Genomic DNA, 25,832 nt, shown 5'->3' with positions numbered 1-25,832 from the left:
CCATGACCTGGCCCCCGTTTTTCCGGATCAGACCTGCATGGGCATGCAGATGGCTGTCAGCGCCGCCGGGCTGGCCCGCGAGTCAAGCGCACAATAAAAATGCCCCTGTACCAGCGGCCAGGGGCATCTAGTGGTGGGCGACAAAACTAGAGTCTCAGGCCACCGTCGAGCTCTATCATACGGCCCGACAGATAGTCATTGGCGAGAATAAAATGCACGGTGTCGGCCAGCTGGTGCGCCTCCCCCAGGGTGCCAACCGGGATGGCCTGCTGCATGCGGGCCATCGCTTCCGGTTTCATCGCCGCCGTCATGTCGGTGGCAAACACGCCGGGGGCTATGCCCATCACCCGAATGCCGTGGCGAGCCAGCTCCCGCCCCCAGGTCACCACCAGAGAGGCCACTCCCGCCTTGCTGGCGGCATAGTTGCTCTGGCCCATGTTGCCGGCACGGGCAATGGAGGAGATGTTGACGATGACACCCCCCTGCCCCCCCTGGGCCATCAGGGCCGCCCCTTCGCGACCACAGAGGAAGGTGCCGGTCAGGTTGACGTCGATGACGGCCTGCCACTGGGCCAGACTCATCTTCTCCACCAGCACGCCCTCTTTCACCTTGATCAGCATGCCGTCCCGCAGGATACCGGCGCAGTTGATGAGGCCATGCAAGGCGCCAAGTTGCTCTTTGATGGCACTAAAGGTCGCCTCAACCTCGGCTTCGCTCGCCACGTTGCAGACGAACAGGGTGCATTGACCATCGCGACTGCGCACCTCGGCTTCGGTCACCTCCAAATCCGCACGATTCACATCGATCAACGCCAGTACTGCGCCCTGACTGGCCAGACTGAGGGCAATGGCCCGGCCGAGCCCCCGCCCCGCGCCCGTGACGGCGATGATCTTCTGCTTGATATCCATGGGTACTCCTTGCCAGTTTGTCTGGCCATACATGATTGGGTGAATGAGTTGAGAGCAGAGCACCCGAGATCAACCGGCTTTGGACTGATCCCGCATTTTATCCAGATAGAGCTCGACGATGCTGGAGAAATCCTTGCTCTCCTGGCCCTGGCTTGCGTGCAGGTTGAACAGGTTGCGGGCAAGCGCCCCCATGGGGACAGCGCTGTGGGCATGCTCGGCCAGCGCCATGGCCAACCCCAAGTCTTTGACCATCAAGCGGGTCATAAAGCCCCCCTGATAATTGCGGGCGGCGGGCACGTTCTCCATCACGCCAGGCCAGGGGTTGTAGCGCTCCAGGCTCCAGTTGTTGCCCGAGCTCTTGCCCATGATGGTGGAAAGCACGCTCGGATCCAGCCCCTCCTTCACCCCGAGCGCCAACGCCTCGGCTGTGCCGGCCATGTGGATGGCGAGCAGCATGTTGTTGCACATCTTGGCGATCTGGCCCGCCCCCAGCGCTCCGGCATGAAACAGGTTCTGCCCCATGTGGGCCAGAATGGGGCTGGCCGCCTCGAAATCCGCCAGTTCACCACCGACGATAAAGGTGAGGGTCCCTGCGCTCGCCCCCGCCACGCCACCCGAAACGGGGGCATCGACAAAGCGAATGCCCCGCGCCTTTGCCGCTTCCCCCACCTGGCGGGCCGACGCCACATCTATGGTGGAGCAGTCAATCACCAGGGCTCCCGTTGGCAAGGCCGCCAGCAGATCCTGTCCGCCCCTCTCTCCAGCACTCTCGCCGAGCCAGAGCGCGCGTACATGCTCACCGGCGGGCAGCATGCTGATGACCACCTCGCAATCGGCCACCGCCTCGCGGGCATCCCCGGCGGCGATACAGCCAGCCGCAATCGCCTTGGCGACACTCTCCGGCATCAAGTCAAATACCCTGACACCGTGCCCCGCCCTGGCCAGATTGGCGGCCATGGGGCCCCCCATGTTGCCCAGCCCGATAAAACCAATCCTTGTCATCTCGTCTGCTCCTTGCCGTGCTGGCTATCCAGCACCTGTGTCCGTTCATCCACCCTTACGCCTTCCCGTCGAAGACTCAAGGCGCCAGGGGGTTTTTCCCTTCGGGCCAGTGATAGAAGGCATCCAGCCACTCAGTGCCAGCTTGCGGCGCCTGCCAACGGGGGGACTTGTCCTTGTCGATGAGCAGTGCCCGCACCCCTTCCACAAAATCCCCTTTCAACACGCAATTGACCGACAGCGCCAGCTCATCGGCAAACACCTCGGCCAGCGACTGGCGGCGCGCCTGCCAGTACTGGCGCCACAGAATGGCGCGGCTGATGGGGCTGCCACTGCGGCATGTTTCGCGGGCCTGCGCCAGGCACCCTTCACCCTGATCGGGATCGAAGCTGGCATCAAACACGCTGTCCAGCACCCCTTGCAGGGTGCGACCGACCAGCAGGGCATCGATCTTGGCCTGATGGGGCAAGAGCACAGGTGCTGGCAGCTTTTTGTCTGCCTCTGCCTGCAAGCCCCTCAACAGCTGATCGATCTGCTCCCGTGGCGCCTGGCTGCCACACCAGTCCAACCCGGCCAGGCGAGGCAACAAGGCTGCACGCTCACTGCTGGCGATAGCGTGATCCGCCAGCCCCAGGCCGATGGCATCCGCGCCATTGAAACGGGCGCCGGTCAGACCGAGCCAGAGCCCGAGTCGCCCCGGCATCCGGCTCAAAAACCAGCTGGCCCCCACATCCGGATAGAGGCCGATCGTCACCTCCGGCATGGCGAACAGGCTCTTCTCGGTCACCACCCGAAAGTCGGCGCCGGCGAACAGGCCTATGCCCCCCCCCATGCAGATGCCATCCGCCACACAGATGAGGGGCTTGCCGTAGCGGTGGATATGGTGGTCGAGCCGATACTCCTGCTCAAAGAAATCCCGCGCATAGCCAAACAGCGCCTGCTCACTCTCCTCCTGTCTGCGGTAATAGAAGGAGCGGATGTCACCACCGGCGCAAAATGCCTTCTCGCCGGCCCCTTGCAATATCACGCAGACCACGCCGGGATCCTGCTCCCAGCGCGTGAGCTCGCGCTGCAGAGCCTGGATCATCGGCAGGCTCAGGGCATTGAGAGACGCAGGACTGTCCAGGGTCAAGACGCCGATATGATGGCCGTCCGCCGTGGGATGGGTCTCTATGCGTACCGATTCACTCATTCGTCACTCCATTGGATTTTTCATACTGCCAGCGGGGCGGGCGCTTCTCCAGGAAGGCCGCCACCCCTTCACGCTGGTTGGCGTCTGCAAACAGCTCGAGAAACAGGCTGCGCTCCAGCGGCAAGGCAGCATCACGAGGGCCGCTGCGCCCCTGATTGATAAGGGTCTTGCAGGCGCGCAGGGCACTCGGGCTCTGACGCTCCACCAACTGGGCCATCTGGTGCGCCGCGTCCCAGGCGTGCCCTTCTTTGACCACCTCCTCCACCAGCCCCATCTCGTAGGCCAGGGTGGCGTTGACCTTCTCGCCGCACAAGATCATACGCTTGGCCCAGCCAGGCCCCACCAGCTCTGTGAGCCGCTGAGTGCCACCGGCGCAGGGCAGCAAACCCACGGACGCTTCCGGCAACCCAAGCTTGGCTTGCAGCTCGGCGATGCGGATGTCACAGGCCAGCGCCACTTCCAGTCCGCCGCCCATGGCGTAACCATTGATGGCGGCTATGCTGACGCCATGAAAACGGGCCAGCGCCTCGAAAGCATGACCAAAGGCCTCGGCAACCTCGCGAGCATGGTCCAGATCGCCATCGGCAAACATCTTGAGATCGGCGCCGGCGCAGAAGAACTTGTCCCCCGCCCCGCGGATCACCAGAGCCACCACATCGGGGCGACTGTCGAGCTCCACCATCATCTGCAAGAAGGCCTGCAAGCTGGCCAGGGTCCAGGTGTTGGCGGGCGGATGGTCGAGGGTGATATAGGCCACGTGACCGTGATATTCGAGCCTGATCCTTGTCATTGCATTGTCCTTGTGAATGAGACTGCCCCATGATGACAGGGTTGAATGGAGCCAACCTTCGGCTGGCTCACAAAGCCTGATGACGTCTCGGAGGCAGATAATATGTTACGCCAGCGACAGACCGGGATCCGCCAGCAGGCGGCGGGCGATGATCAGCCGCATCACCTGCCTTGGCGCTCTCCAGGAAAAGCGGCGCCCCCCTTACTCCAGTGACAGACCAGGATCCGCCAGCAGGCGACGGGCGATGATCAGCCTCATCACCTCGTTGGTGCCTTCCAGAATGCGGTGTACCCGGGTATCGCGCAGGTAACGCTCAAGCGGATACTCGCGGATATAACCATAGCCGCCAAAGAGTTGCAGAGCCTCGTCACAGACGCGATAACCCACATCGGTGGCAAAACGCTTGGCCATGGCACACCAGGCGCTCTTGTCCGGACTGCCTCTGTCCAGCTTGTCGGCGGCCTGGCGTACCATCAACCGAGCCGCCGCCAGCTCGGTGGCCATGTCGGCGAGACGAAACTGCACGCTCTGAAATTCGCTGATGGGGTGGCCAAACTGCTGGCGCTGCTGCACATAGCGCAGTGCATCGTCTAGCGCCTGCTGGGCGGTACCCACAGAGCAGGTGGCGATGTTGATACGCCCGCCATCCAGCGCCTGCATGGCGAACTTGAAGCCTTCCCCCTCCTGCCCCAGTCGATAGCTGGCGGGAATGCGCACCCCGTTGAAGGCCACCTCCCGGGTCGGCTGACTGTTCCAGCCCATCTTCTCCTCCGCCTTGCCGTAGACAATCCCCTCACTATCGGCAGGCACCATGAAGGCAGAGATCCCCTTGGCCCCGTCGCCCCCGGTGCGAGCCATCACCACCAGCACATCCGTGCTGCCCGCCCCCGAGATGAACACCTTGCTGCCGTCGATGAGGTAGTCCTCGCCGTCACGCACCGCACGAGTCTTGAGGGCCGCCGCATCTGAACCCGCCCCCGGCTCGGTTAGGCAATAAGAGCCCAGCAGTTCGCCGCTGGCGAGCCTGGGCACCCACTCCTCGGCAACCGCGGCAGGCAGCCAGCTGCCCAGCATCCAGCTCACCATGTTGTGGATGGTCAGATAAGCCGTGGTGGAGGTGCAGCCCATGGCGAGGCGCTCAAAAATCAGGCTGGCATCGAGCCGGGGCAGACCGAGCCCGCCGTACTGTTCCGGGGTATAGAGGCCGCAAAAGCCGAGCGCCGCCGCCTGCTTGATGGTGGGGATGGGAAACTCGTGATCTCTGTCCCAGCGGGCGGCATGGGGTTTGAACGCCTCATTGGCAAAGGCGGTGGCCGCCTCGACATAAGCCTGTTGATCCTCGGTCAGGGTAAAGTCCATCTTGTCCGCTTCCTTGTATCCTTTGTCTGTTGTCTCTGTGGCCCGCGCTCAACGCAGGCTGATGTCAGGTTCGCGCCGGTCGGCATTGCCAAGTCCTGTGTCTTTTCGCCCCCCTTAACTCAGGCTGATGGTCATATTGGGGCCTGTGGGGATATCCTCGTCGAACCAGCGCTCAGTCACCGTTTTGGTCTCGGTGTAGAAGCGCACCGCCTGCTTGCCGTAGGCGTGCAGATCCCCGTAAAAAGAGCCACGCCAGCCGGTAAAGGAGAAAAACGGCAGCGGCACCGGAATGGGCACGTTGATCCCCACCTGACCCACGGCCACCTCGTGGCGAAACTTGCGGGCCGCCGCGCCGCAACCGGTGAAGATGGCGGTGCCGTTACCGTAGGGGTTGGTGTTGATGAGGGTCAGCGCTTCGTCCAGATTGTCTACTTCCAGGCAGGCGAGCACGGGGCCGAAAATTTCCTCTTTATAAATTCGCATCTCTGGGGTCACACCGCGAAACAGGGTCGGCCCCACCCAGTTGCCCACCGGATAGCCCGCCACATCGCAGAAGCGACCATCGAGCAGACACTCAGCCCCCTCCTTGATCCCCGCCTCGATGAGGCCCTCTACCCTGACTTTCGCCTCCGGGCTGATGAGGGGACCATAGGCCGCCTCGGGATCCTGCCAGACCCCGGGCCTCACCTTGGCAAACTCGGCGGCAAGCTCGGGGATCCAGTCGCGGGCACTGCCGACAAACACAGCCACACTGATGGCCATGCAGCGTTGACCGGCCGCGCCAACGCCGGCCCCCACCAGGTTGCTCAGCACCTGCCCCTTGTTGGCATCCGGCATGATCACCATGTGGTTCTTGGCACCGACAAAGCACTGGGCCCGTTTGAGGTGTTCGGTGGCGGTGCGATAGACGTGAGCCCCGACCCGGGCAGAGCCGACGAAGCTGACCGCCTTCACATCGGGATGACACAGCAGCGCATCCACCTGCTCGGCGCCGCCGTGTACAACGGAGAGGATGCCTTTGGGGGCTCCTGCCTCGGTGAACAGCTCGGCCAGCCGCATGGGGGTAAGCGGATCCTGCTCGGAAGGCTTGAGCACGAAGCCGTTGCCGCAGGCTACCGCCAGCGGGAACATCCACAGGGGTATCATGGCAGGGAAGTTGAACGGCGTGATGCCGACACAGACCCCCAGCGGCTGCACCCAGGAGTGGCCATCCACCCGACGCGCCACGTTGCCCATTGTCTCCCCCATGATCTGGCTGGCGATGCCACAGGCTTGCTCCACCACCTCGATGCCGCGCCACACATCCCCCCTGGCGTCCGCCAGATTCTTGCCGGTCTCCTGGGCCAGCAGGGAGGCCAGCTCATCGTGATGGGCTTTAAGCAGATGCTGGTAATTGAACATGACCCGCGCCCGCTCGGGGGCAGGCACATCCCGCCACAGCAGATAGGCGTCGTGAGCGCTGCGCACCGCGCGCTCCACCTCGGCCGGGGTCGCTTTGGGCACGCGTGCCAGCAGGCTCTGATCCGCCGGATTGGTCACCTCGATCCACGCCTCGCTTGTGGAAGCACAGGCCTCGCCACCGATATAAAGCGGCACATCGCCGTATTGGGTCTGATGGTTGCTCATGCCCTGCTCTCCTTGCTGGCAGGCTGCAATGGATATTGGCTTGTCATGCCGCTCACTCCTTGAGCTCGGTTGATGGAGGGGGACGAGCCACCTTGCAGCCGCCACCCGACAAATTTACCTTAGACTAACAATCAATTTACGTTTACGCTAACGTAAACTTAACTCGCAAATGGACTGACCAGTTTGACACCCTGTTTACGACCATAGGGGCTGTCAGATGGGTGAGAACCAACCATTCAAAGGAGAGCAAGGATGCACGCAGTGATGGATGAGACCCTCAGCGCCCTGACCGAGCAGGTCGAGGCCTTCTGCCAGAAAGTGATAGCGCCGCGCGCCAGCGAGATCGATCACAGCAACGTGTTTCCGCGGGATCTCTGGCCCCAAATGGGCGAACTCGGGCTGCACGGCATTACTGTGGCGGAAGAGTATGACGGCGTGAGCCTAGGTTATCTGGCCCACGTGCTGGTGATGGAGCAGGTGAGTCGCGCCAGCGCCTCGGTCGGCCTCTCCTACGGCGCCCACTCCAACCTCTGCATCAACCAGATCCACCGCCACGGCACCCCTGATCAGAAGGCGCGCTATCTGCCCTCCCTCGTCAGCGGCAAGCACGTGGGGGCACTGGCCATGAGCGAGACGGGAGCAGGCTCCGATGTTGTCAGCATGCGGCTTACCGCCAAGCACGATGGCGATCACTTCGTGCTGAACGGCAACAAGATGTGGATCACCAATGGCCCGGATGCCGACACCTTTGTCATCTATGCCAAAACCGATACCAGCGCCGGACCCAAGGGGATTTCGGCCTTTATCGTTGAGGCGGGTACACAAGGTTTCACCACGGCCCAGAAGCTCGACAAGCTCGGCATGCGCGGCTCCAGCACCTGCGAGCTGGTATTTGACAACTGCCGCGTCCCCCGGGAGAACCTGCTCGGCAGCTTGCACGGCGGGGCCCGGGTACTGATGAGCGGTCTCGATTACGAACGGGTGGTGCTGGCCGCCGGCCCCCTTGGCATCATGCAGGCCTGCATGGACGTTGTGCTGCCCTATGTGCGTGAGCGCAAGCAGTTCGGTCAGGCCATAGGTGAGTTCCAGCTGGTACAGGGCAAGCTGGCGGACATGTATACCCGTCTGGCCAGCAGCCGGGCCCTGGTCTACTCGGTGGCGAGCGCCTGCGATCAGGGCCGCACCAGTCGCAAGGATTGCGCCGCCGCCATTTTGTTTGCCGCCGAGAATGCCACCCAGATGGCGCTGGATGCCATCCAGCTCTTGGGGGGCAATGGCTACATCAACGAGTATCCCACCGGCCGCCTGCTGCGGGACGCCAAGCTCTACGAGATAGGCGCCGGCACCTCGGAGATCCGCCGTTGGCTCATCGGTCGAGAGCTGATGGGAGAGAACGCATGAGTCAGATACACTCCCGTCTCGACACGGCCAGCCCGGAATTTGCCGCCAACAAAACGGCAATGCAGGCGCTGGTCGAGGATCTCAATGTCCGGCTCGCCGAGATAGCCCAGGGCGGGGGCGCGGCCAACAACGCCCGCCATCAGGCCCGTGGCAAGCTGCTGCCCCGAGAGCGCATCAACCAGCTGCTGGACCCGGGTTCGCCTTTTCTCGAACTCTCGGCGCTGGCTGCCTGGCAGGTCTATGACGAACCTGTACCCGCCGCCGGCATCATAACAGGGCTCGGCCAGATTGCGGGCAGGCTCTGCCTGCTGGTGGTGAACGATGCCACCGTCAAGGGGGGCACCTACTACCCGCTGACGGTGAAAAAACACCTGCGGGCCCAGGCCATCGCCGAGCGCCTGCGCCTGCCCTGCCTCTATCTGGTGGATTCCGGCGGCGCCTTCCTGCCCATGCAGGACGAGGTGTTCCCCGACCGGGAGCACTTCGGTCGCATCTTCTACAACCAGGCCCGCATGTCCGCCCAAAACATTCCCCAGCTGGCGGTGGTGATGGGGCTCTGTACCGCCGGGGGCGCCTATGTACCCGCCATGGCGGATGAATCCATCATGGTCAAGGAACAGGCCACCATCTTTCTGGCGGGGCCCCCACTGGTCAAAGCGGCCACCGGCGAGGAGATCAGCGCCGAGGCCCTGGGCGGCGCCGAGGTGCACTGCGCCCACTCAGGCGTGGCGGATCACATGGCGCGAGACGATGCCCATGCCCTGGCCATAGCCCGCACCTTGGTTGGTAATCTGGGGGAAAATACTATTCCGGCGTCGGGTTTCGCTTCGCGCGACCCAGGCTATGACGAACCCCAGTATCCCATTGAAGAGCTCTACGGTCTGGTGGGCACCAGCCTCAAGCGCCCTTACGATGCCCGAGAGCTCATCGCCCGTCTGGTAGATGGCTCCGAATTTGACGAATTCAAGGCACTGTTCGGCACTACCCTGGTGACGGGGTTTGCCCGCATCTGTGGCATGCAGGTGGGGATCCTTGCCAACAACGGCGTGTTGCACAGCGATAGCGCCCAGAAAGGCGCCCACTTTATCCAGCTTTGCAACAAGCGCTCCATTCCCCTGCTGTTCCTGCAAAATATCACCGGCTTTATGGTGGGCAGTACCGCAGAGCGGGAAGGCATCGCCAAACATGGGGCCAAACTGGTCACCGCCGTAGCCTGCAGCCGGGTACCCAAGATAACCCTGATCGTCGGCGGCAGCTTCGGCGCGGGCAACTACGGCATGTGTGGCCGCGCCTATGAGCCCGATTTTCTGTTCAGCTGGCCCAACAGTCGCATCTCTGTCATGGGCGGCGAGCAGGCTGCCGGTGTGCTGGTACAGGTGCGCCGGGACAAGCTAGCCGTTGAGGGCAAGGTATTGAGCGAGCAGGAAGCCGCCGCCATCCGCGCGCCCGTGATCGCCCAGTATGAACAGCAGGGTCACCCCTATTACGCCAGCGCGCGGTTATGGGATGACGGCGTCATAGACCCGGCGCAAAGCCGCACAGTGCTGGCGCTGGCGCTGGCCGCCTGCCGGGGTGCTGAGCCGGGACCCGAGCAATACGGCATATTCCGGATGTAAGGAGTTCGTCATGTCCGATCCACTTTTCAATGATCCTCCGGCGGGATTTCGCCTGGAGCGCCATGGGCCACTGGCCGAACTGGTGCTGTCACGCCCCGCTCGCCACAACGCTTTTGATGCCGATCTCATGCTGGGGCTGCTCGATTGCCTCGACGAACTGGCCCATCTTCATGGTCAATCGCTCGCCGAACGCCCCCATGCCTTGCTGCTGCGCGCCGAGGGCAGGCACTTTTGTGCCGGCGCCGATCTCAACTGGATGCGCAATCTCGCTCACGCCGACTTTGAACACAACAGGGAAGACGCCCGGGTACTGGCGAGGCTGATGCAAACCCTGGATGAGCTCCCTTTCCCCACCCTGGCGCTGGTGCAGGGAGCTGCCTATGGCGGTGCATTGGGCCTTGTCTGTGCCTGCGATCTGGTGCTGGCCAGCGAAGATGCACGCTTCTGCCTCTCCGAGGTGAGCCTGGGGCTGGTACCTGCGGTGATCAGCCCCTATGTGGTGCGCACCATGGGCATGCGCCAGGCACGCCGTTACATGCTGAGCGCCGAACCTTTCGATGCCATCACCGCCTGCCGGCTCAATGTGGCGCACCAGCTGACCAGGCCGGAGCAGTTGCTGGCCGAAGGGCGCGCGCTGGCCATGCGCCTGTGTCGCAACGGCCCGGAGGCGATGAAGGAGACCAAGCGACTGCTGGCCGCCATCGAAAGCCATACCGCCCGCCTCCATGAAGAGAAAACCGTCGAGACCATAGCCCGGGTGCGGGTCGGGCTCGAGGCCCAGGAGGGGATGCAGGCCTTTTTTGATAAACGCCCCCCCAGCTGGCGCCCCCGTTTCAAGGATGAAGCATGACTCACAGCAACACCGTCAAGCGACTGCAGATCGCCAACCGCGACGAGGACAACCGCCGCGCATCATCCCATTCTGCCTTTTCAGCGCAATGTGAGGAGCCGTCATGACCAACCAGACGCCGATTAGACGGCTGTTGATTGCCAACCGCGGCGAAATCGCCGTGCGCATCATCAAGACAGCCCGTCGGCTCGGCATCCACACCATAGCCCTCTACTCGGATGCCGACCAAGATGCCATGCATGTGCGGGAAGCCGACGAAGCCTGGCATCTGGGACCTGCCCCCGCGCGGGAGAGCTATCTCGATGCGGCCAAGGTACTGCGCATCGCCCAGCAGGCAGGCGCCGATGCCATCCATCCCGGCTACGGCTTTTTGTCGGAAAACAGCGACTTTGCCACCGCCTGCGAGCAGCGTGGTGTGCGTTTTATCGGCCCCAGTGGCGCCGCTATCCTCGCCATGGGGGACAAGTCCGGCGCCAAGTCGCTGATGCAGGCAGCCGGCGTTCCCGTGCTGCCCGGCTATCACGGCACGGATCAGCGCCTCGAGCTGCTGCGCGAGCAGGCATTGCTGACCGGCTTGCCGCTGCTGATCAAGGCGGCCAGCGGGGGCGGTGGCAAGGGGATGCGCCTGGTCGAACAGATCGACGAATTTGACGAGGCGCTGGCGGCCGTGAAACGCGAAGCGCTGGGCGCCTTTGGCGATGACAGCGTCTTGCTGGAGCGCTACTTGCCCAAGGCCCGTCATGTGGAGGTGCAGGTGTTTGCCGACAGCCTCGGCAACGCCATCTATCTGGGGGACAGGGACTGCTCCTTGCAGCGACGCCACCAGAAGGTGATTGAAGAGGCCCCCGCCCCCGACATCCCCCCGTCACTGCGCCAAGCCATGGGGCAAGCCGCCGTCGCCGCTGCCAAAGCCATCGATTATCGAGGGGCTGGTACCATCGAATTTTTGCTGTGCGGGGACGAATTCTTCTTTATGGAGATGAACACTCGCCTGCAGGTGGAACACCCTGTCACCGAGTGTGTCACCGGCCAGGACCTGGTGGCCTGGCAGTTGGCGGTCGCCGAAGGCAAGCCCCTGCCCCTGACCCAGGAGGAGGTGGTCCTGCACGGCCATGCGGTTGAAGCGCGCCTTTATGCCGAGGATGTGGCAGCCGGTTTTCTACCCGCCAGCGGCCCCATAGAGTGGCTGCAGTGGCCGGACGGGGTGCGCATCGACACAGGTGTGACTGCCGGAGATGAGGTGAGCCCCTATTACGATCCCATGATTGCCAAGCTGATTGCCCACGGCCAGAGCCGAGCAGAAGCCTTTGCCAGACTGGCCGATGCGCTGGGTGCGCTGGAACTCGGCCCCCTGGTGCACAACGGCCCCTTGTTGCTGCGCCTGTGTCAGGAGCCGGACGTGCTGGCCATGCGCCATCACACCCAGTGGCCCATCCCCACAGAACCATTGACAGTGCCCGAGCTTGCCTGGCCGCTGGCCACCCTCTGGCTCGCCAGCCGCAGTGCAGGCAGCGCCCCTTGGCAACAGGCATCCGGCTTTCGTCTGGGTCAACGCAAAAGCTGGACGGCGGCGGTGCAGATCGGCGAGGAGGCACGGGTACTGAGCCTCACCGAATGTGCAGGCAAGCTTGAGTGGCAGGGAGAGCAAATTCCCTATGCGCTGGGCGCTGATCATATCCGCCTGCAACATGCAGGGCGCTGGCAGCGCTACCCCATACAGGCTGTTGGGGCGAGCGATTTCATGGTGCAACTGGATGGGCAACGTATTCGCTTCTGCCACCATGATCACGCACACCAGACCCATCATGATCACGCCAGCACCACCATGCAGGGCGCCATTGCCCCCATGCATGGCATCGTAGTGGCACTGCTGGTCGAGGTCGGGCAACGCGTCAGCAAAGGGCAACCCCTGCTGGTACTGGAGGCGATGAAGATGGAGCACGTCTTGAAAGCCGAACAAGACGGTGTGATCGATACCCTGCAATGCACAGCAGGGGAACAAGTGAGTCAGGGCGCCGTGCTGGTACGTTTTACCGATACCGGCCTGGCCGATGAAAGCACGCTGAAGACGCAAGAGAGCAGTACATGAAAAGAGAATCTGGCATGCAGGACGACAAGGTAAGCCTGGTGGAGATGGGCCCGCGCGATGGCCTGCAAAACGAAGCCAATGCCCTGCCCCTTATCCAGCGGCTTGAGCTGATAGCCCGTCTCGTCGAGAGCGGCTTGCAGCGCATCGAGGTGGGAGCCTTCGTCTCCCCCAGGCGAGTGCCGCAGATGGCCGACTCTGCCGAACTGTTCAAGGCCCTGCCGCGCAAGGGGCCAACCCGCTACGGTGTCCTGGTGCCCAACTTGCAAGGCCTGCAGGCTGCCATTGCCGCCCGGGCTGACGAGATTGGTCTGTTCACCGCCTGTTCTGACGGTTTTACCCGCGCCAATATCGGCATCGGTGTGGAAGAGTCGCTGGTGCGCTTCGCCCCTCTGGTGCAGGAGGCACGCCGCCTCGGCATCAAGGTGCGCGGTTATCTCTCCACCGTCATCGCCTGCCCCTTCGATGGCCCGACCCGCCCGAAACGGGTAGCGGGCATGGCCGAGCGACTCCTTGATCTCGGTTGTCATGAGATCTCGCTGGGGGACACCATAGGAGTCGGTACCCCTGGCACGGTCGCCCCCATGCTGGATGCTGTGCTGCACGAGATCCCGGCAGGACGGCTCGCGGTCCATTTTCACGACACCTACGGCCAGGGCTTGGCCAATTTGCTGCCGGCGCTGGAGCGCGGCATCCGCACCATAGACTGCTCGGTGGCCGGACTCGGTGGTTGCCCCTACGCACCGGGGGCCTCCGGCAACGTCGCCTCGGAGGAGGTGATCTATCTGCTGCACGGCCTTGGCATGAGCACAGGGGTGGATCTGGACAAGCTGGCGGCCACCGGCCAATGGGTAAGCGAACGACTCGGCCGTCCCAACGGCTCCCGGGTAGGTCAGGCCCTCCACGCCAATGCAGAGCGGCTGCGGATGCGCCTTTGCCAGTCATCCTCGCACTAACAGGAGTCACTACCATGCCACCGTCCCTGCCCGGCAAGGAGATCACCTACAGCATCTCGGAGCTGGCCCATGAATTTGATATCACGCCAAGGACCATCCGCTACTACGAGGATGAGGGACTGATCACCCCGACCCGGGAAGGACAGACCCGCATCTACAGCCACAAGGACAAGATCCGCCTCAAGCTGACATTGCGCGGCAAACGGCTCGGCTTCAGCCTGGCGGAAATCCGCGAGCTGTTCGACATGTATGACACGGATCGCTCTAGCAAGACCCAGCTCCACTCCATGATCCAGCTCATCAATGCCAAGCGCCAATCCCTGCACCAGCAACTGGAGGATATCCAGATGGTGATGGCAGAGCTGGAAGCCGCCGAGCAGCGCTGTGCAAATTCCCTTAACAGCTTGAAAACCAGCGCAGATTAACCGAATCTGGGATCATCTCACCATCTTGGTGCTCCCGATGAAATGCTGGTGCTGGTTGTTACTCTTGTTCTGCTCCACGGCCTGGAGCCACCCCCTGATCCGGGTCGGTGGCTACCCCTATGCCCCCTTCGTGGTCAAGGAGAGTGAAAACCACTATCGGGGACTGACTCTGGATCTCATCTCGGCGCTCAACGAAGTTCAGCAAGAGGTGCGTTTCGTCTTTGTCCCCACCTCGGCCACCCATCGCTATCAGGCGCTGGCACTCGGCCGCTTCTCCCTCATGCTGTTCGAGGATATCCGCTGGAATTGGGATGCGGAACAAGTTCACATGACCCCACCTTTACTGCTGGGGGGCGAAATATATGTCGCCCTCAAGGTGCCAGGGCGTGATCAAACCTTCTTCGAACACATTGATCAGCGCAAACTTATCGGCGTCACCGGTTATCACTATGGATTTGCCGACTTCAATGCCAATGCAGACGCGCTCAAGCAGCGCTTTCGCATCACGCTGGTGAAAGACAATGCCACCGCCATACAGGGATTGTTCAAGGGGCGCGGCGACGTGGCCATCCTCAACCTCGCGTATCTCAACCAGTTCAGCCAACAGTATCCCGAGCTGGCAGCCCAGTTGCTGCGGTCAGACAAGTGGGATCAGCAGTATGAGCTGAGAGCACTGCTCAGCCCGACGGCAGACATCTCGACCCGCCAGCTGGAAACCTGGCTGGCCGAGTTGAAGAAAAGCGGAACCCTGGCACGTCTGTGGACAAAGTACGGCGTACAGCATCAAGCGGCACCATGATTATGTCCTGAAAACTTGCTACCCTGTGCGCATCAATTGGAGACCTTCATGCCCAAACCCCTGCGTGTCCGCCTGCTGCGCTATACCCTTTATCTCTTCGCCGCACTGCTCATCTCCCTGTTGGTCCTGTTATGGCAAGCGCCGACTCTCACCCAGCGCCACCTGCCCGCCTGGCTGGCCAAACACTATGGTCTGAACCTGACGCTGGGGGAGATCCATGTCAGCCTGCGCCATCCCTCCCTTGCCATCGGTCCCTCGGCGCTGCTCGATGAAAAACAGCAACCCATCATTGCATTCGAGCAGCTGCAGCTTGTCCCCGAGCTTGGCCAGAGCTGGCGGCAGAAGGCCATTATTCTGAGTGACGCCACCCTCACCAAGCCGATGGTGAATCTCATCCGTCGGGCCGACAGCAAAGGTGAGGTACGTTTCAATCTGACCGATGCCCTGGCCAGCGTGCTGACGCCCTCGCAGACGCCCGTCACGACCAGCAGCGAGCCCCTTCTGGTACAGATAGCCAAACTGGCCGCTGTACAGGGTCAAATCAGCTACCAGGACAGTCGCAAGAAAAACAGTGCGGGCTGGATACCCCCGCTCACCCTGAGCGGGCTCGATCTGCAACTGCCGGATTTCTCCACTGCGGCGAAAAATACCAACCACTTCCAGTTGACCGCCCGGCTCAACAAACAGAGCCCGCTCAAGGCGAGCGGCCAGCTCGATATCATGACGGGGGCAGGCAAAGGCCAGCTCAGTCTCGGCAAGCTTGCGCTCTCGCCCTTCGCGCCGCTCTGGGCCCCCTACCTCAAGGTCAATCTGGTCAAGGGCGAGGCCAGCGCCGAACTGAACTACCAGCTCAGTCAGGGCAAACATGGACTGGATTGGCAGTTGTCAAAGGGCAAGCTGACTTTGAGCGACTGGCAACTCAAGCAGAACAAGGGCGCCGAGTTTGCCCGCTTCAAACAGCTGGCATTGGCAGGCATAGCCCTGGATGGCAACAAACAGTCTGTCAGGATCGACAAGATCGCACTCAAGGCCCCGGTGGTCACGGCAACCCTCGACGCCGCGCAGCAGCTGGACCTGACAGCACTGCTTGTCCCCCAGCCTGCGGATAAACCCTCGGGCAAAAAGCCGGCTCCGGGCACCCCCTGGCGCTGGTCGCTCAAAGAGACGCGCATCAGCCAGGGGGAGTTCAAGCTGACCGAGTCGAGCAGTGGCAAGCCGCTGCTGCGCGAGATCTCCGGGCTGAACCTCACGCTGGGTCCCCTTGGCAGTCAGTCTGATCAGCCCAGCCCGCTCAACCTCAATGCTACCCTCAACACCCAGAGTTCCCTCGGATTTGACGGCGACCTCACCCTGGCCCCTTTCACCCTCAAGGGCGAGTTCAAGCAGCAGGGGCTGCCCCTCAAATGGGCCCAACCCTACCTGCAGGATCTGCTGCGCATCACGGTGCGCGACGGCCAGCTTGCCAGCCGTACCAGACTGGCCTTGGCCACCAACGCCGAGGGGGCGCTGAGCAAACTCGAGGTCAAAGGAGGGCTCGACATAGACCAGTTGTTCGTGCTAGATCGGGCCGACAATCAACGCCTGCTGCAGATAGATCGTCTGGAGCTGAGCGGGTTGCACTATGACGGCATCAGCCAGCAGGTGAAGATTGGCGACATACTGCTGCGCAAACCCTTCGCCCGCATCGAGATCAACGAAGACGGGATCACCAACCTCCAGCAACTGGTGCTGCCACAAGCCGCCAGCACAGAGCCCGCCAACGGGCCCGTCCCCCGCATTACCATCGATCAGGTCCGCACCGAACAGGGCAACCTGCGCTTTGCCGATCGCAGCCTGAGCCCGGAATTCGTGGTGGACATTGCCTCCCTCAGCGGCCAGAGCCGCCATATCAGCAATATTCCCGGCCAACGTTCGGATCTCGCCTTCAACGGCAAGGTTGACCGCTATGCCCCCGTGACCATTCGCGGCAACACCAATCTGCTGATCGAGCAGCCCGTGCTCGATGTGGCAGTCACCTTCAGCAACCTGGAACTCACCACTTTTACCCCCTACTCCAGTACCTACGCCGGGTATGCCATCGACAAGGGACAGCTCTCCATGAAGCTGAACTACAAGCTGCAGGGCAATCGACTGGAGGGGGATAACGACATCACCATCAAGAAGCTGCAACTGGGAGAGAAGATCAAGAGCGAGCAGGCCAAGGACATGCCGCTGGGACTGGCCATCGCCCTGCTCAGCGATGCCAACGGCGTCATCCAGATGAACCTGAAGGTAAAAGGCAATCTGGATCAGCCAAATTTCAGCCTCGGCAATATCTTCTGGGATGTGCTGGGCAATACCCTCAGAAAGGCCATTACGTCCCCCTTCTCTCTGCTGGCGTCGTTGACCGGAGGCACTGAGGATCTGGATGAGCTGCCCTTCCTGCTGGGTGAGCCGGCTCTCACTCCGACCCAGCAGATCAGGCTGACCAAGCTGGCGCAAGCGCTCAAGGAGAGACCCAAGATCAGCATGAACATTCGCGGCAAGGTCAACTTCAATGAAGAGCGCCCCATTTTGCAGCGCCAGAAGCTGGAGCGTGCATTGACCAAGATCACGGGCATGCCGGTTGACCTCGATCTGCTGGAGCAGGACCCCATACTCCAAGCCGCGCTGGCCGAAGCCTACGAGGCGCACTTCCACGAGGATCTTGAGGATCTGGCCGATCGGCTGAAACTGGATGAGTCGAGCCCGGCCCTGCGAAGCCTGGCGGTGATCCTGCTGCGGGATCAACAGCTGATCACCGCCAAGTCCCTGCGCAATCTGGCCATGCGCCGTGCCCAGAACACCAAGGAGTATCTGGTGGATACCCAGGGGATAGCGCCGGAACGGCTGTTCGTACTCGACAGTCAGGTAAAGGAGGCGGACAAGGAAGCCAAGGTCGTTCTGACACTGGATAACTGACCGCTGCCGGGGAGCAGAAACGGCTCCCCGGCGTTTTCATCCCAGCTCTCGTTGATTGTTCGTGCCGCCTTGCGTCCACGTCCTCCTTGAGACCATAGCCACTAACGACTCATCATTGAGTGCGCAGAGCATAGAGGATATATCCGCCCTCACTCCAAACCCCCTTTAAGACTGTGCTCTGCTCTCCTCTGGCGACCCGTTATCCACATAAGGCGCCCATGTGAGCGCCCCTGCTCGACCGGTTTTTCTCTGGATCCGGGCAAGTGTCTCCTGCGCTTCAAACGGTGACTCCCTCTTTTTGTTTGATGGCATATATGGTGATTTTTGCCTCTGACAAATGCCAGGCATCGGGCTGCAACAGACAAGAGCCCAGTGGCACGAAACAGGCTCGAAAACCAGGGGACGAAGGCACTGCTGCTATCTGTTATTCACTTTCACATCCGACGTGGCTCACACAAAAAATCAACCTTGCCACCGCTATTCATTCACCTGCTATCTACCTGAATGGCACGAATAATGACGTGGATAAAATTTCGTGTAGTTTTTTTACCATTTTTTGTACTCCCCTCTTGCGAGGGACCCGTTGCCTGCCTAAAATCGCGCGTCTTTTATCAACCCCCACCTCTATTTTTGGAGAACACCACGTGAGCGAAAAATTGGCCAACCCTGCCCCTCTGGGTCTGATGGGTTTCGGTATGACCACCATTCTGCTGAACATCCATAACGCAGGTTTCTTCCCCATCAGCGCCATGATCCTGGCCATGGGCCTGTGCTATGGCGGTCTGGCCCAGATCATCGCCGGTATCATGGAGTTCAAGCGTGGCAACACCTTCGGTGTCACCGCCTTTATCTCCTACGGCACCTTCTGGTGGAGCCTGGTGTTCCTGCTCGTGATGCCGACCATGGGTCTGGCCGAAGCCACTCCCCACGCTTACATGGGCTGGTATCTGCTGATGTGGGGCATGTTCACTCTCTTCATGCTGGTCGGCACCGTCAACTTCCCCCGTGTGAAGCAGTTCGTATTCGCCTCCCTGACAGTGCTGTTCTTCCTGCTGGCCGCCCGTGATTTCACCGGCAGCACCCTGATCGGCACCATCGCCGGTTTCGAAGGCATCATCTGTGGCGCCAGCGCCATCTACCTGGCCATGGCTACCGTGATCAACGAACAGTTTGGCCGCACTGTGCTGCCGATTGGCGATCACAAGAAAGCCGCTGCAGTACAGCTGAAAGCTGCTGCCTGATAGGTAAGCCATTCAGATTGTGAAAAAGGCACCTTCGGGTGCCTTTTTGCTATTCAGATTAAATCATCTGCGGATCGGTTATCAGACAGTTAGCCCCGTTTGCGCCTCTCCCGCCAACAAGCGGGTCGCCGGAAAACGCAGGGCGGGATCCTGGCTGAAGAACTGGCTTAGTTGCCGGTATACAGCCGGATAGACCTGCCGCAAGCGCAACGGATCGGTAAAGAAGCTCTCGCAGCACACGGCAAAAAACTCGGCCGGATGCTCGGCGGCATAGGGATCGATAGCGGTGACCTCGTCGCGGGCCAGCTGGGCATTCATGGCATCGAACGCCTCCTGCAGGGCCAGGGTCCACTGGCGTGTATCCATGCCACTTGGCAGCGGCGGCGCACCGTCGGCATCCCCCCCCAGCATGTCGAGTTTATGAGCCAGTTCGTGGATCACCAGGTTGAAGCCATCCCAATCCCCGTCCTGCTGCAACTCGCTCCAGGCCAGCACCAGCGGCCCCTGAGGCCAGGACTCACCAGCGTTCTCTTCTTCCCACTCGCTCACCAGACCGAATTCATCCTGCACCTCCTGACGACGGACCACGGGTTCCGGGATCAGTATGATTTCGTGAAAGCCACGATACCAGTCGAGACCAAGATGCAAAATGGGCAGCACCGCCTGCAAGGCCAATACTGCCTGCTGGCGGGAAGTCAGCTCGACCCCGAGTTGGGTCAGGGTCTTGCGGGCCAGAAATTGCTGCGCCAGAGCAATCAGCCGCAGCTGATCGTCTTTGGAAAATCCCTGCAAGATGGGCACCACAGCCAGGGCCTGCTGCCACTCCAGCGCTCGTGGGGCGCTCTCTTCCTGTCGGGACATACCACCAAACAGACTCCATAACCGGGACCAGAACACGCAGACTCCTCTTGCCAATCAAAATACTTTTACGAACCGCTTCGGACGCTCAAGGTAACCCTGAGACAGGTAGAAACGATGGGCATTTTGCCGTTTGAGACTGCTGGACAACTCCAGCTGGCTGCAGCCTTGCGCCAGAGCGCGATCTTCTGCCGTCGCCAGCAAGGCAGCTCCTACACCAGCGCCTCTTGCACCTTCATCGACGACCAGCGCCGAGATCAGGCCCCAGTCTGGTGCAACATGCAAGGGCCGCAGGCGATGCCACACCAGCACTCCCACTGCCTCGACCTCGTGACAGGCGAGCAGCACCTCACGATCAGGAGCTGGCTGCAACCAGCGTTCAGCCACCTCGACCGGGCTGGCGGGATAGCCAAGCTGCCCGAACAGGCGGGCCATGGCGACCGCATCCCCCTGCCCGGCGAGGCGGATCACATTGAGATGGTTTTCTATTTTCATCCTTGGCCTCAAATTTGCTGTGTCTCTGTTACCACCAATCCAAGTAGACGAGAGAGGAGGTCATGGCGGGGATGCCAGCACATCCCGACTAAAAGGACCATTTGTTAACGCCAACTCACAAATTAACAACATGACAACATATTTCGCTGGGAAGCCCTTGAACAAACCGATATGTTAAAACCCACGGACTTGGTAGTTGAAAGTCCCGCTCAAGATTGAGTGACCCCCTTGGTCACTCACCATTTTAAGGGAGCGAGGCAAAGACCTCGCCAAGACAGCACAACAAAGGAGTTGTTGTACATGAATGAAATCGTCAATGCTATCAATGGTGTGATTTGGAGCCCTGCGCTCATCTATCTGTGCCTGGGGGTAGGCCTCTACTTCTCCCTGCGCAGCCGTTTTTTACAACTGCGTCACCTGAAAGGCATGGTACGCCTGATGTTCAAAGGCAAAGCCAACGAAGCGGGGGTCTCTTCCTTCCAGGCACTTTCCATGACATTGGCGGGCCGGGTCGGTACCGGTAACATTGCCGGCGTCGCCACTGCCATCACCTTCGGTGGCCCGGGCGCCCTGTTCTGGATGTGGATGGTGGCCTTCCTCGGTGCCAGCTCTGCCTTCGTGGAGTCTACCCTGGGTCAGGTCTACAAGGAGAAGATCAACGGTGAGTACCGCGGTGGCCCGGCCTTTTATATCGAGAAAGGACTAGGCATGACCTGGTACGCCTGGATCTTTGCCATCGCCACCATCTTCGCCTGCGGCGTGCTGCTGCCGGGGGTACAAGCCAACTCCATCGGCTCCAGCCTCAACACCGCCTTCGGTCTTAGTCCCAACGTGACCGCGGCCGTGCTGGCTCTGCTGCTGGGCTTTATCATCTTCGGTGGCGTGAAGCGGATCGCCAGCTTTGCCAGTACCGTAGTGCCCTTCATGGCGCTCGGCTACATCATAGTGGCCTGCGTCATCATCGCCCTCAATATTGGCCAGTTGCCAAGCATCATCCTGCTGATCTGGAAGAGCGCCTTTGGTCTGGACGCAGGCTTTGGTGCCATTCTGGGCCTGGCCATCATGTGGGGCGTCAAGCGCGGGGTTTACTCCAACGAAGCAGCCCAGGGAACCGGCCCCCACGCCTCCTCTGCCGCCGCTGTGAGCCACCCGGCCAAACAGGGTCTGGTGCAGGCGTTCTCCGTCTACATCGACACCCTGTTTGTCTGCTCCGCCACCGGCTTCATGCTGCTGATCACCGGCCTTTACAACGTGCAAGGACCGGATGGCGCAGCCATTTACACAGGTATCGCCGGCATTGCTGCAGGCCCAGGCTATGTGCAGACCGCCATGGAGAGCATGATGCCCGGCTTTGGTAACTACTTTGTTGCTATCGCGCTGTTCTTCTTCGCGTTTACCACCATAGTGGCCTACTACTACATCGCCGAAACCAACATCGCCTTCATCAACCGCAAGATCAACCGCCCCTGGCTCACCTTCTTGCTGAAGATTGCCCTGATGGCGGCGACCGTCTACGGCACCGTCAAGACGGCGGATCTCGCCTGGGGTCTGGGGGACATAGGGGTCGGTCTGATGGCCTGGCTCAACATAGTCGCCATCCTGCTGCTGCAAAAAACCGCCTTCGTCTGCCTGAAGGACTATGAAGCACAGCTGGCACAAGGGGTCGACCCAGTATTCCACCCGGAAAAACTCGGTATCAAGAACGCCGACTACTGGATCGACAACCGCGCCGAGGTAAACCTGATGCGTGAGAAAACCGGTCATGCCTTCGAGGCAGATCCGGATACCGTCATCAAATAAGTGCAACGACACAACGAAAAATGGCAGCCTCGGCTGCCATTTTCTTTTGCTGTATCCTTTACCGCTTCCCTTTACCACTTCAGAGGGCGTTGCGCCTCGGCCCGAACGGCAAGCGCCAGCGAAACAGGCTGTTGAAGGTGGCGCGCCACTGATTGGGCCGGCCTAGGATCTGCTTTTGCAAACGGGTCTCTTCTTTGAGCATCACCTCATCACTGCGAGCCCAAGCCTGCTGGTAGAGCTGCTTGATCCCCGCCAGCGCATCCGGCGACTTGGTGATGAGGGTACGGGCAAACTCCCGCGCCTCTGTCAGCGGATCCTCACATACCCGGCTCACCAACCCCAGGGACTTGGCCTCAAGGGCATCGCACTCGCGCCCGCTCATGGCGAGCTCCATGGCGGTATCCACCCCCATCAGGTTACGCAGGGTGACGCAGCCACTCATGTCGGGAATGATGCCCCACTTGATCTCCATCACGGAGAAGCGACAATCCGGGGTGCTGAACCGGAAGTCTGCGCCGAGGGCAATCTGCAAGCCGCCGCCAAAGCACACCCCCTGGGTCACGGCAATCACAGGCACCGGCAACTGGTGCCAACCATAGGCGACCCGCTGCGCCAGATTGGTTGCCTCATCCGCCTCGCGCTTGAGTATGTCCAGTGCCGCCACCGGCTGCTTGAGCATGGATTTCACATCCAGACCGGCGCAGAAGGCGCGCCCTTCCCCATACAGGATCACGGCCCGTAGCCCCTTGTGTTGCTGCAACTCGGCGAGCGTCTGGTCGATGGCGCCAAACATGCTTCTATCCAGCGCATTGAGCTTGTCCCCCCGCGCCAGCATCACCTCGGCGATACCGTCCCGGATCTCGCACTTGACCCTTGGTTTTTCCATTTCCCTCTCCGCTCCTTGAATCAAACTGGTCATACCACCACGTTATCAGAGTGTTATTGCGAGGTACAGCGAGGCCACCATTTTCCCGCTTCCTGTTGCAGGCAAGGTGTGCGACTAAAGTCGGCTGGCTCCTGCGTCACGGCTTTGTCAGACTGATCTGACGCCACAGGCCAAGGATTGCCATGACTAGCTTGTTCAACTTTGCCCGCCCCCCATTTGATGTACTGAATGCAGAGCAGCGTGAGCGGCTCGAACAGCACCTCTCCATCTGCTATTTTCGCGCGGGACAGACGGTGTTGAACGCCGGTGATGCCCCGCCCGGCCTCTACCTCATCATCAAGGGAGCGGTGGAGGAATCCGCGACCCATCACCATTTTGGCGATTACGGGGTCGACGATCTGTTTGATGTGCGGGCCCAGTTTGATGGCCGCTGTCGCCACCAGTTCAACGCACTGGAAGATACCCTCTGCCAGCTCATTCCCCACGCCGAGTTTCGGGCACTGTGCGACAGCAATCCGGCGCTGGCTGGCTACTTCACCGCCAGCCTGGCCGAACGACAACAGCAACAAGAGCAGCGCGAACAGCTGGGCCAGAAGAATCTGGCGGAATTTATCCTGACCCGGATTGAACCCTGTCATCTGCAAGCACCGCTCGTTGTCGACAACCGGCTCAGCCTGCTGGCGGCGACCGAGGCCATGGTGGCCAAGGGCACGGATTGCCTGCTCTATCCCGCTCACGATGGCAGCCTGACCCTGGCCACCCGCAAGACATTGCTGCACGCCCTCACCCTGAAGGGGCTGCCGCTGACGGCCCCGCTCGCCGTGCTGACCCCGGCACCACTGATTGGCCTGCCACTGGGCAGCTATCTGTTTGATGCCCTGTTATTGATGACCCGTCATCGCATCAAGCGGCTGGTCATCTGGCAACAAGGTGAAGTGATGGGCATCTTGCAGTTGACACAGGTGCTGGGGCTCTTCTCCACCCACTCCCATGTGTTGACCCTGCGCATCGCCCGCGCCGATACACTGCCCGCGCTGGAAGCGGTGGCCCGGGAGCAGCAACAACTGACCCGCTCCCTGTTTGGCCGGGGTATCCACACCGCCTTTTTGATGAAACTCATCGCCACCATCAACGAGCAATTGATCGCCAAGGCCTTTTCTCTGGTGATCCCACCCGAGGTACAGGACAAGGTGTGCCTGCTGATGCTGGGCTCGGAGGGGCGCGGCGAACAGATCCTCAAAACAGATCAGGACAATGCCCTGATCCTGCCCGCCGACCTGCACTGGCCCAGTCAACAGAAAGATCTGGCCGCCTTCAGCGCACTGCTTGAGCAACTCGGCTACCCGCCCTGCCCCGGCCAGGTGATGGTCAACAACCCCCTATGGGTGAAAGAGGTGACGCAGTGGCAGAGCGGGATTGAGCAGGCCTGCCTCGCAGCAAACGAAGCCAGCCTGCTCTGGCTCGCCACCCTGGCCGATGCTCACCCTATCGCCGGAGATCGCAACCTGCTCCCTCCCATCGCCCGTCAACTGCGGGAGCAGCTTGCCGACAGGCGGGATCTGCTGGCGGAGATGGTCAGACCGGCAGTGGCGTTTCATGCGCCGCTCACCCTGTTTGGCCGGCTGGAACGCTCCGCTGATGGGCTGGATCTCAAGCGGGGCGGACTGTTCCCCCTGGTCCATGGCATCCGTATGCTGGCACTGGAGGCGACCATTATGGAGACCTCGACCCTGGGGCGCATCGAGGCACTGGTAGCGTCAGAACGACTTAGCGCCAACTATGGTGACAATCTGGCAGAGGCATTTCGACTCTTTATCCGCCTGCGATTGCGCAGCCAGCTCAAGGGAGGAGAGAGCCGGGTACGGGTCAATGAACTCAGCCACGGCGAGCGGGATCTGCTGCGTCAGGCGCTGCATCAGGTAAAGAAATTCCAGCAGTGGCTCACCTTGCACTTTCGTCTGAGACAATAGGCATGTGGAGCCGCGCTCGACGCTACTGGCATGGCCGTGCTTTCCGAACTGGCGAGTTCGCACCGCTCTTTGCCCTGCCACCAGGGGATGAGCTGATTGCCCTCGATTTTGAAACCACCAGCCTGGATCCTGCCCGGGCCGAGATCGTTTCCATCGGGGCGGTGCGCATCAAGGGTAACCGGATATTGACCGGCAAAGCGCTCTCACTGCGGGTACAAGCCCCCGCCAGCCTGAACGCGCAATCCGTGGTGATCCACGGCCTGCGCCATCAGGATTTGCAACAGGGCATGAGGCTGGAAGCCGCGCTGCACCAGCTGTTGGCCTTTATCGGCCCACGTGAACTGGTGGGATATCACATCGCCTACGATCTGCGCATTCTCAACCTAGCCTGCCAGAAACAGTGGGGGCTGACCCTTGCCCAACAAGGGATAGAGGTGAGCCGGCTCTACCACGATCACCTCTATCGCCGTTATCCCGACGCGGTCATCGACCTGCATCTGGCCGCCATCCGCCAGCACCTGAACTTGCCTTCCCTGCCCGTACACGACGCCCTGAGTGATGCCATCACGGCTGCTCTTATCTACCTGCGCCTGACTCAAGGCGGGCCACTGGCTTATCCCAAAGTCTAATTGCCC

21 protein-coding genes are annotated in these 25,832 nt (G+C 61.2%); 12 read left to right on the top strand and 9 right to left on the bottom strand.

The window, feature by feature from the left end:
• Positions 1–146 precede the first annotated feature (146 nt).
• The 6 genes from GWQ27_RS06505 to GWQ27_RS06480 all read right to left on the bottom strand — a co-directional run bounded on the left by GWQ27_RS06505 (position 147) and on the right by GWQ27_RS06480 (position 6,874).
• Positions 147–908, bottom strand: a complete 762-nt coding sequence (locus GWQ27_RS06505; protein ID WP_059113254.1) for an SDR family oxidoreductase — start codon at positions 906–908, stop codon at positions 147–149.
• Between the two features lie 69 nt (positions 909–977).
• A complete protein-coding gene (mmsB, locus tag GWQ27_RS06500) occupies positions 978–1,910 on the bottom strand; it encodes a 3-hydroxyisobutyrate dehydrogenase (RefSeq protein WP_021140245.1) in 933 nt (310 codons plus the stop codon).
• Between the two features lie 76 nt (positions 1,911–1,986).
• Positions 1,987–3,099 carry an enoyl-CoA hydratase/isomerase family protein gene (locus GWQ27_RS06495; RefSeq protein WP_275906952.1) on the bottom strand — a complete coding sequence of 371 codons (1,113 nt, stop codon included), beginning with the start codon at positions 3,097–3,099 and terminating at the stop codon, positions 1,987–1,989.
• A complete protein-coding gene (locus GWQ27_RS06490; protein WP_275906951.1) occupies positions 3,092–3,889 on the bottom strand; it encodes an enoyl-CoA hydratase in 798 nt (265 codons plus the stop codon). The genes GWQ27_RS06495 and GWQ27_RS06490 overlap by 8 nt, the downstream gene beginning before the upstream one ends.
• Before the next feature lie 201 nt (positions 3,890–4,090).
• Entirely contained in the window at positions 4,091–5,248 is a 1,158-nt protein-coding gene (locus GWQ27_RS06485) for an acyl-CoA dehydrogenase family protein (protein ID WP_275906950.1), read from the bottom strand.
• Positions 5,249–5,362: 114 nt separating this feature from the next.
• Positions 5,363–6,874 (bottom strand): CoA-acylating methylmalonate-semialdehyde dehydrogenase, encoded by a 1,512-nt coding sequence (locus tag GWQ27_RS06480; protein WP_275906949.1) that lies wholly within the window; start codon positions 6,872–6,874, stop codon positions 5,363–5,365.
• Between the two features lie 252 nt (positions 6,875–7,126).
• Here GWQ27_RS06480 and GWQ27_RS06475 point away from each other — a divergent pair, with 252 nt between their 5' ends.
• The 9 genes from GWQ27_RS06475 to GWQ27_RS06435 all read left to right on the top strand — a co-directional run bounded on the left by GWQ27_RS06475 (position 7,127) and on the right by GWQ27_RS06435 (position 19,188).
• Entirely contained in the window at positions 7,127–8,275 is a 1,149-nt protein-coding gene (locus GWQ27_RS06475) for an isovaleryl-CoA dehydrogenase (RefSeq protein ID WP_265434535.1), read from the top strand.
• Positions 8,272–9,891: a carboxyl transferase domain-containing protein gene (locus tag GWQ27_RS06470; protein WP_275906948.1), complete on the top strand. Its 1,620-nt coding sequence runs from the start codon at positions 8,272–8,274 to the stop codon at positions 9,889–9,891. The genes GWQ27_RS06475 and GWQ27_RS06470 overlap by 4 nt, the downstream gene beginning before the upstream one ends.
• Positions 9,892–9,901: 10 nt before the next feature.
• The gene (locus GWQ27_RS06465; RefSeq protein WP_265421462.1) at positions 9,902–10,741 is read left to right on the top strand and encodes an enoyl-CoA hydratase-related protein; all 840 of its coding nucleotides are present in this window, start codon (positions 9,902–9,904) and stop codon (positions 10,739–10,741) included.
• A gap of 103 nt (positions 10,742–10,844) precedes the next feature.
• Positions 10,845–12,830 carry a biotin carboxylase N-terminal domain-containing protein gene (locus tag GWQ27_RS06460; protein ID WP_265421463.1) on the top strand — a complete coding sequence of 662 codons (1,986 nt, stop codon included), beginning with the start codon at positions 10,845–10,847 and terminating at the stop codon, positions 12,828–12,830.
• Positions 12,827–13,783 carry a hydroxymethylglutaryl-CoA lyase gene (locus GWQ27_RS06455; protein WP_275906947.1) on the top strand — a complete coding sequence of 319 codons (957 nt, stop codon included), beginning with the start codon at positions 12,827–12,829 and terminating at the stop codon, positions 13,781–13,783. Before GWQ27_RS06460 ends, GWQ27_RS06455 begins: the two co-directional genes overlap by 4 nt.
• Before the next feature lie 14 nt (positions 13,784–13,797).
• Positions 13,798–14,208 carry a MerR family transcriptional regulator gene (locus tag GWQ27_RS06450; protein ID WP_005315403.1) on the top strand — a complete coding sequence of 137 codons (411 nt, stop codon included), beginning with the start codon at positions 13,798–13,800 and terminating at the stop codon, positions 14,206–14,208.
• A 37-nt stretch (positions 14,209–14,245) separates the two neighbouring features.
• Positions 14,246–15,007 (top strand): transporter substrate-binding domain-containing protein, encoded by a 762-nt coding sequence (locus tag GWQ27_RS06445; RefSeq protein WP_275906946.1) that lies wholly within the window; start codon positions 14,246–14,248, stop codon positions 15,005–15,007.
• 48 nt (positions 15,008–15,055) lie between these two features.
• Positions 15,056–17,947 carry a DUF748 domain-containing protein gene (locus GWQ27_RS06440; RefSeq protein WP_275906945.1) on the top strand — a complete coding sequence of 964 codons (2,892 nt, stop codon included), beginning with the start codon at positions 15,056–15,058 and terminating at the stop codon, positions 17,945–17,947.
• A 644-nt stretch (positions 17,948–18,591) separates the two neighbouring features.
• Positions 18,592–19,188 carry a GPR1/FUN34/YaaH family transporter gene (locus GWQ27_RS06435; RefSeq protein WP_005315399.1) on the top strand — a complete coding sequence of 199 codons (597 nt, stop codon included), beginning with the start codon at positions 18,592–18,594 and terminating at the stop codon, positions 19,186–19,188.
• Between the two features lie 81 nt (positions 19,189–19,269).
• On the opposite strand, the gene GWQ27_RS06430 is transcribed toward GWQ27_RS06435, so the two are convergent.
• Together GWQ27_RS06430 and GWQ27_RS06425 are read right to left on the bottom strand one after the other, a co-directional pair.
• A complete protein-coding gene (locus GWQ27_RS06430; protein WP_275906944.1) occupies positions 19,270–20,085 on the bottom strand; it encodes a M90 family metallopeptidase in 816 nt (271 codons plus the stop codon).
• Between the two features lie 18 nt (positions 20,086–20,103).
• On the bottom strand, positions 20,104–20,541 hold the full coding sequence (locus tag GWQ27_RS06425) for a GNAT family N-acetyltransferase (RefSeq protein WP_275906943.1): 438 nt from the start codon (positions 20,539–20,541) through the stop codon (positions 20,104–20,106).
• 300 nt (positions 20,542–20,841) lie between these two features.
• On the opposite strand from GWQ27_RS06425, the gene GWQ27_RS06420 reads away from it, so the two are divergent.
• On the top strand, positions 20,842–22,341 hold the full coding sequence (locus GWQ27_RS06420; protein ID WP_111587760.1) for an alanine/glycine:cation symporter family protein: 1,500 nt from the start codon (positions 20,842–20,844) through the stop codon (positions 22,339–22,341).
• Positions 22,342–22,420: 79 nt separating this feature from the next.
• On the opposite strand, the gene GWQ27_RS06415 is transcribed toward GWQ27_RS06420, so the two are convergent.
• A complete protein-coding gene (locus GWQ27_RS06415) occupies positions 22,421–23,227 on the bottom strand; it encodes a crotonase/enoyl-CoA hydratase family protein (protein ID WP_005315394.1) in 807 nt (268 codons plus the stop codon).
• 182 nt (positions 23,228–23,409) lie between these two features.
• On the opposite strand from GWQ27_RS06415, the gene GWQ27_RS06410 reads away from it, so the two are divergent.
• Both GWQ27_RS06410 and GWQ27_RS06405 read left to right on the top strand, forming a co-directional pair.
• Positions 23,410–25,197 carry a putative nucleotidyltransferase substrate binding domain-containing protein gene (locus tag GWQ27_RS06410; protein WP_275906942.1) on the top strand — a complete coding sequence of 596 codons (1,788 nt, stop codon included), beginning with the start codon at positions 23,410–23,412 and terminating at the stop codon, positions 25,195–25,197.
• Between the two features lie 2 nt (positions 25,198–25,199).
• Positions 25,200–25,826, top strand: a complete 627-nt coding sequence (locus tag GWQ27_RS06405; protein ID WP_275906941.1) for a 3'-5' exonuclease — start codon at positions 25,200–25,202, stop codon at positions 25,824–25,826.
• Positions 25,827–25,832: the final 6 nt, after the last annotated feature.

It is taken from the genome of Aeromonas sp. 5HA1 (genome assembly GCF_029237245.1).
Lineage (GTDB): Bacteria > Pseudomonadota > Gammaproteobacteria > Enterobacterales > Aeromonadaceae > Aeromonas > Aeromonas salmonicida.
This window is presented reverse-complemented; position numbering and strand designations above follow the sequence as displayed.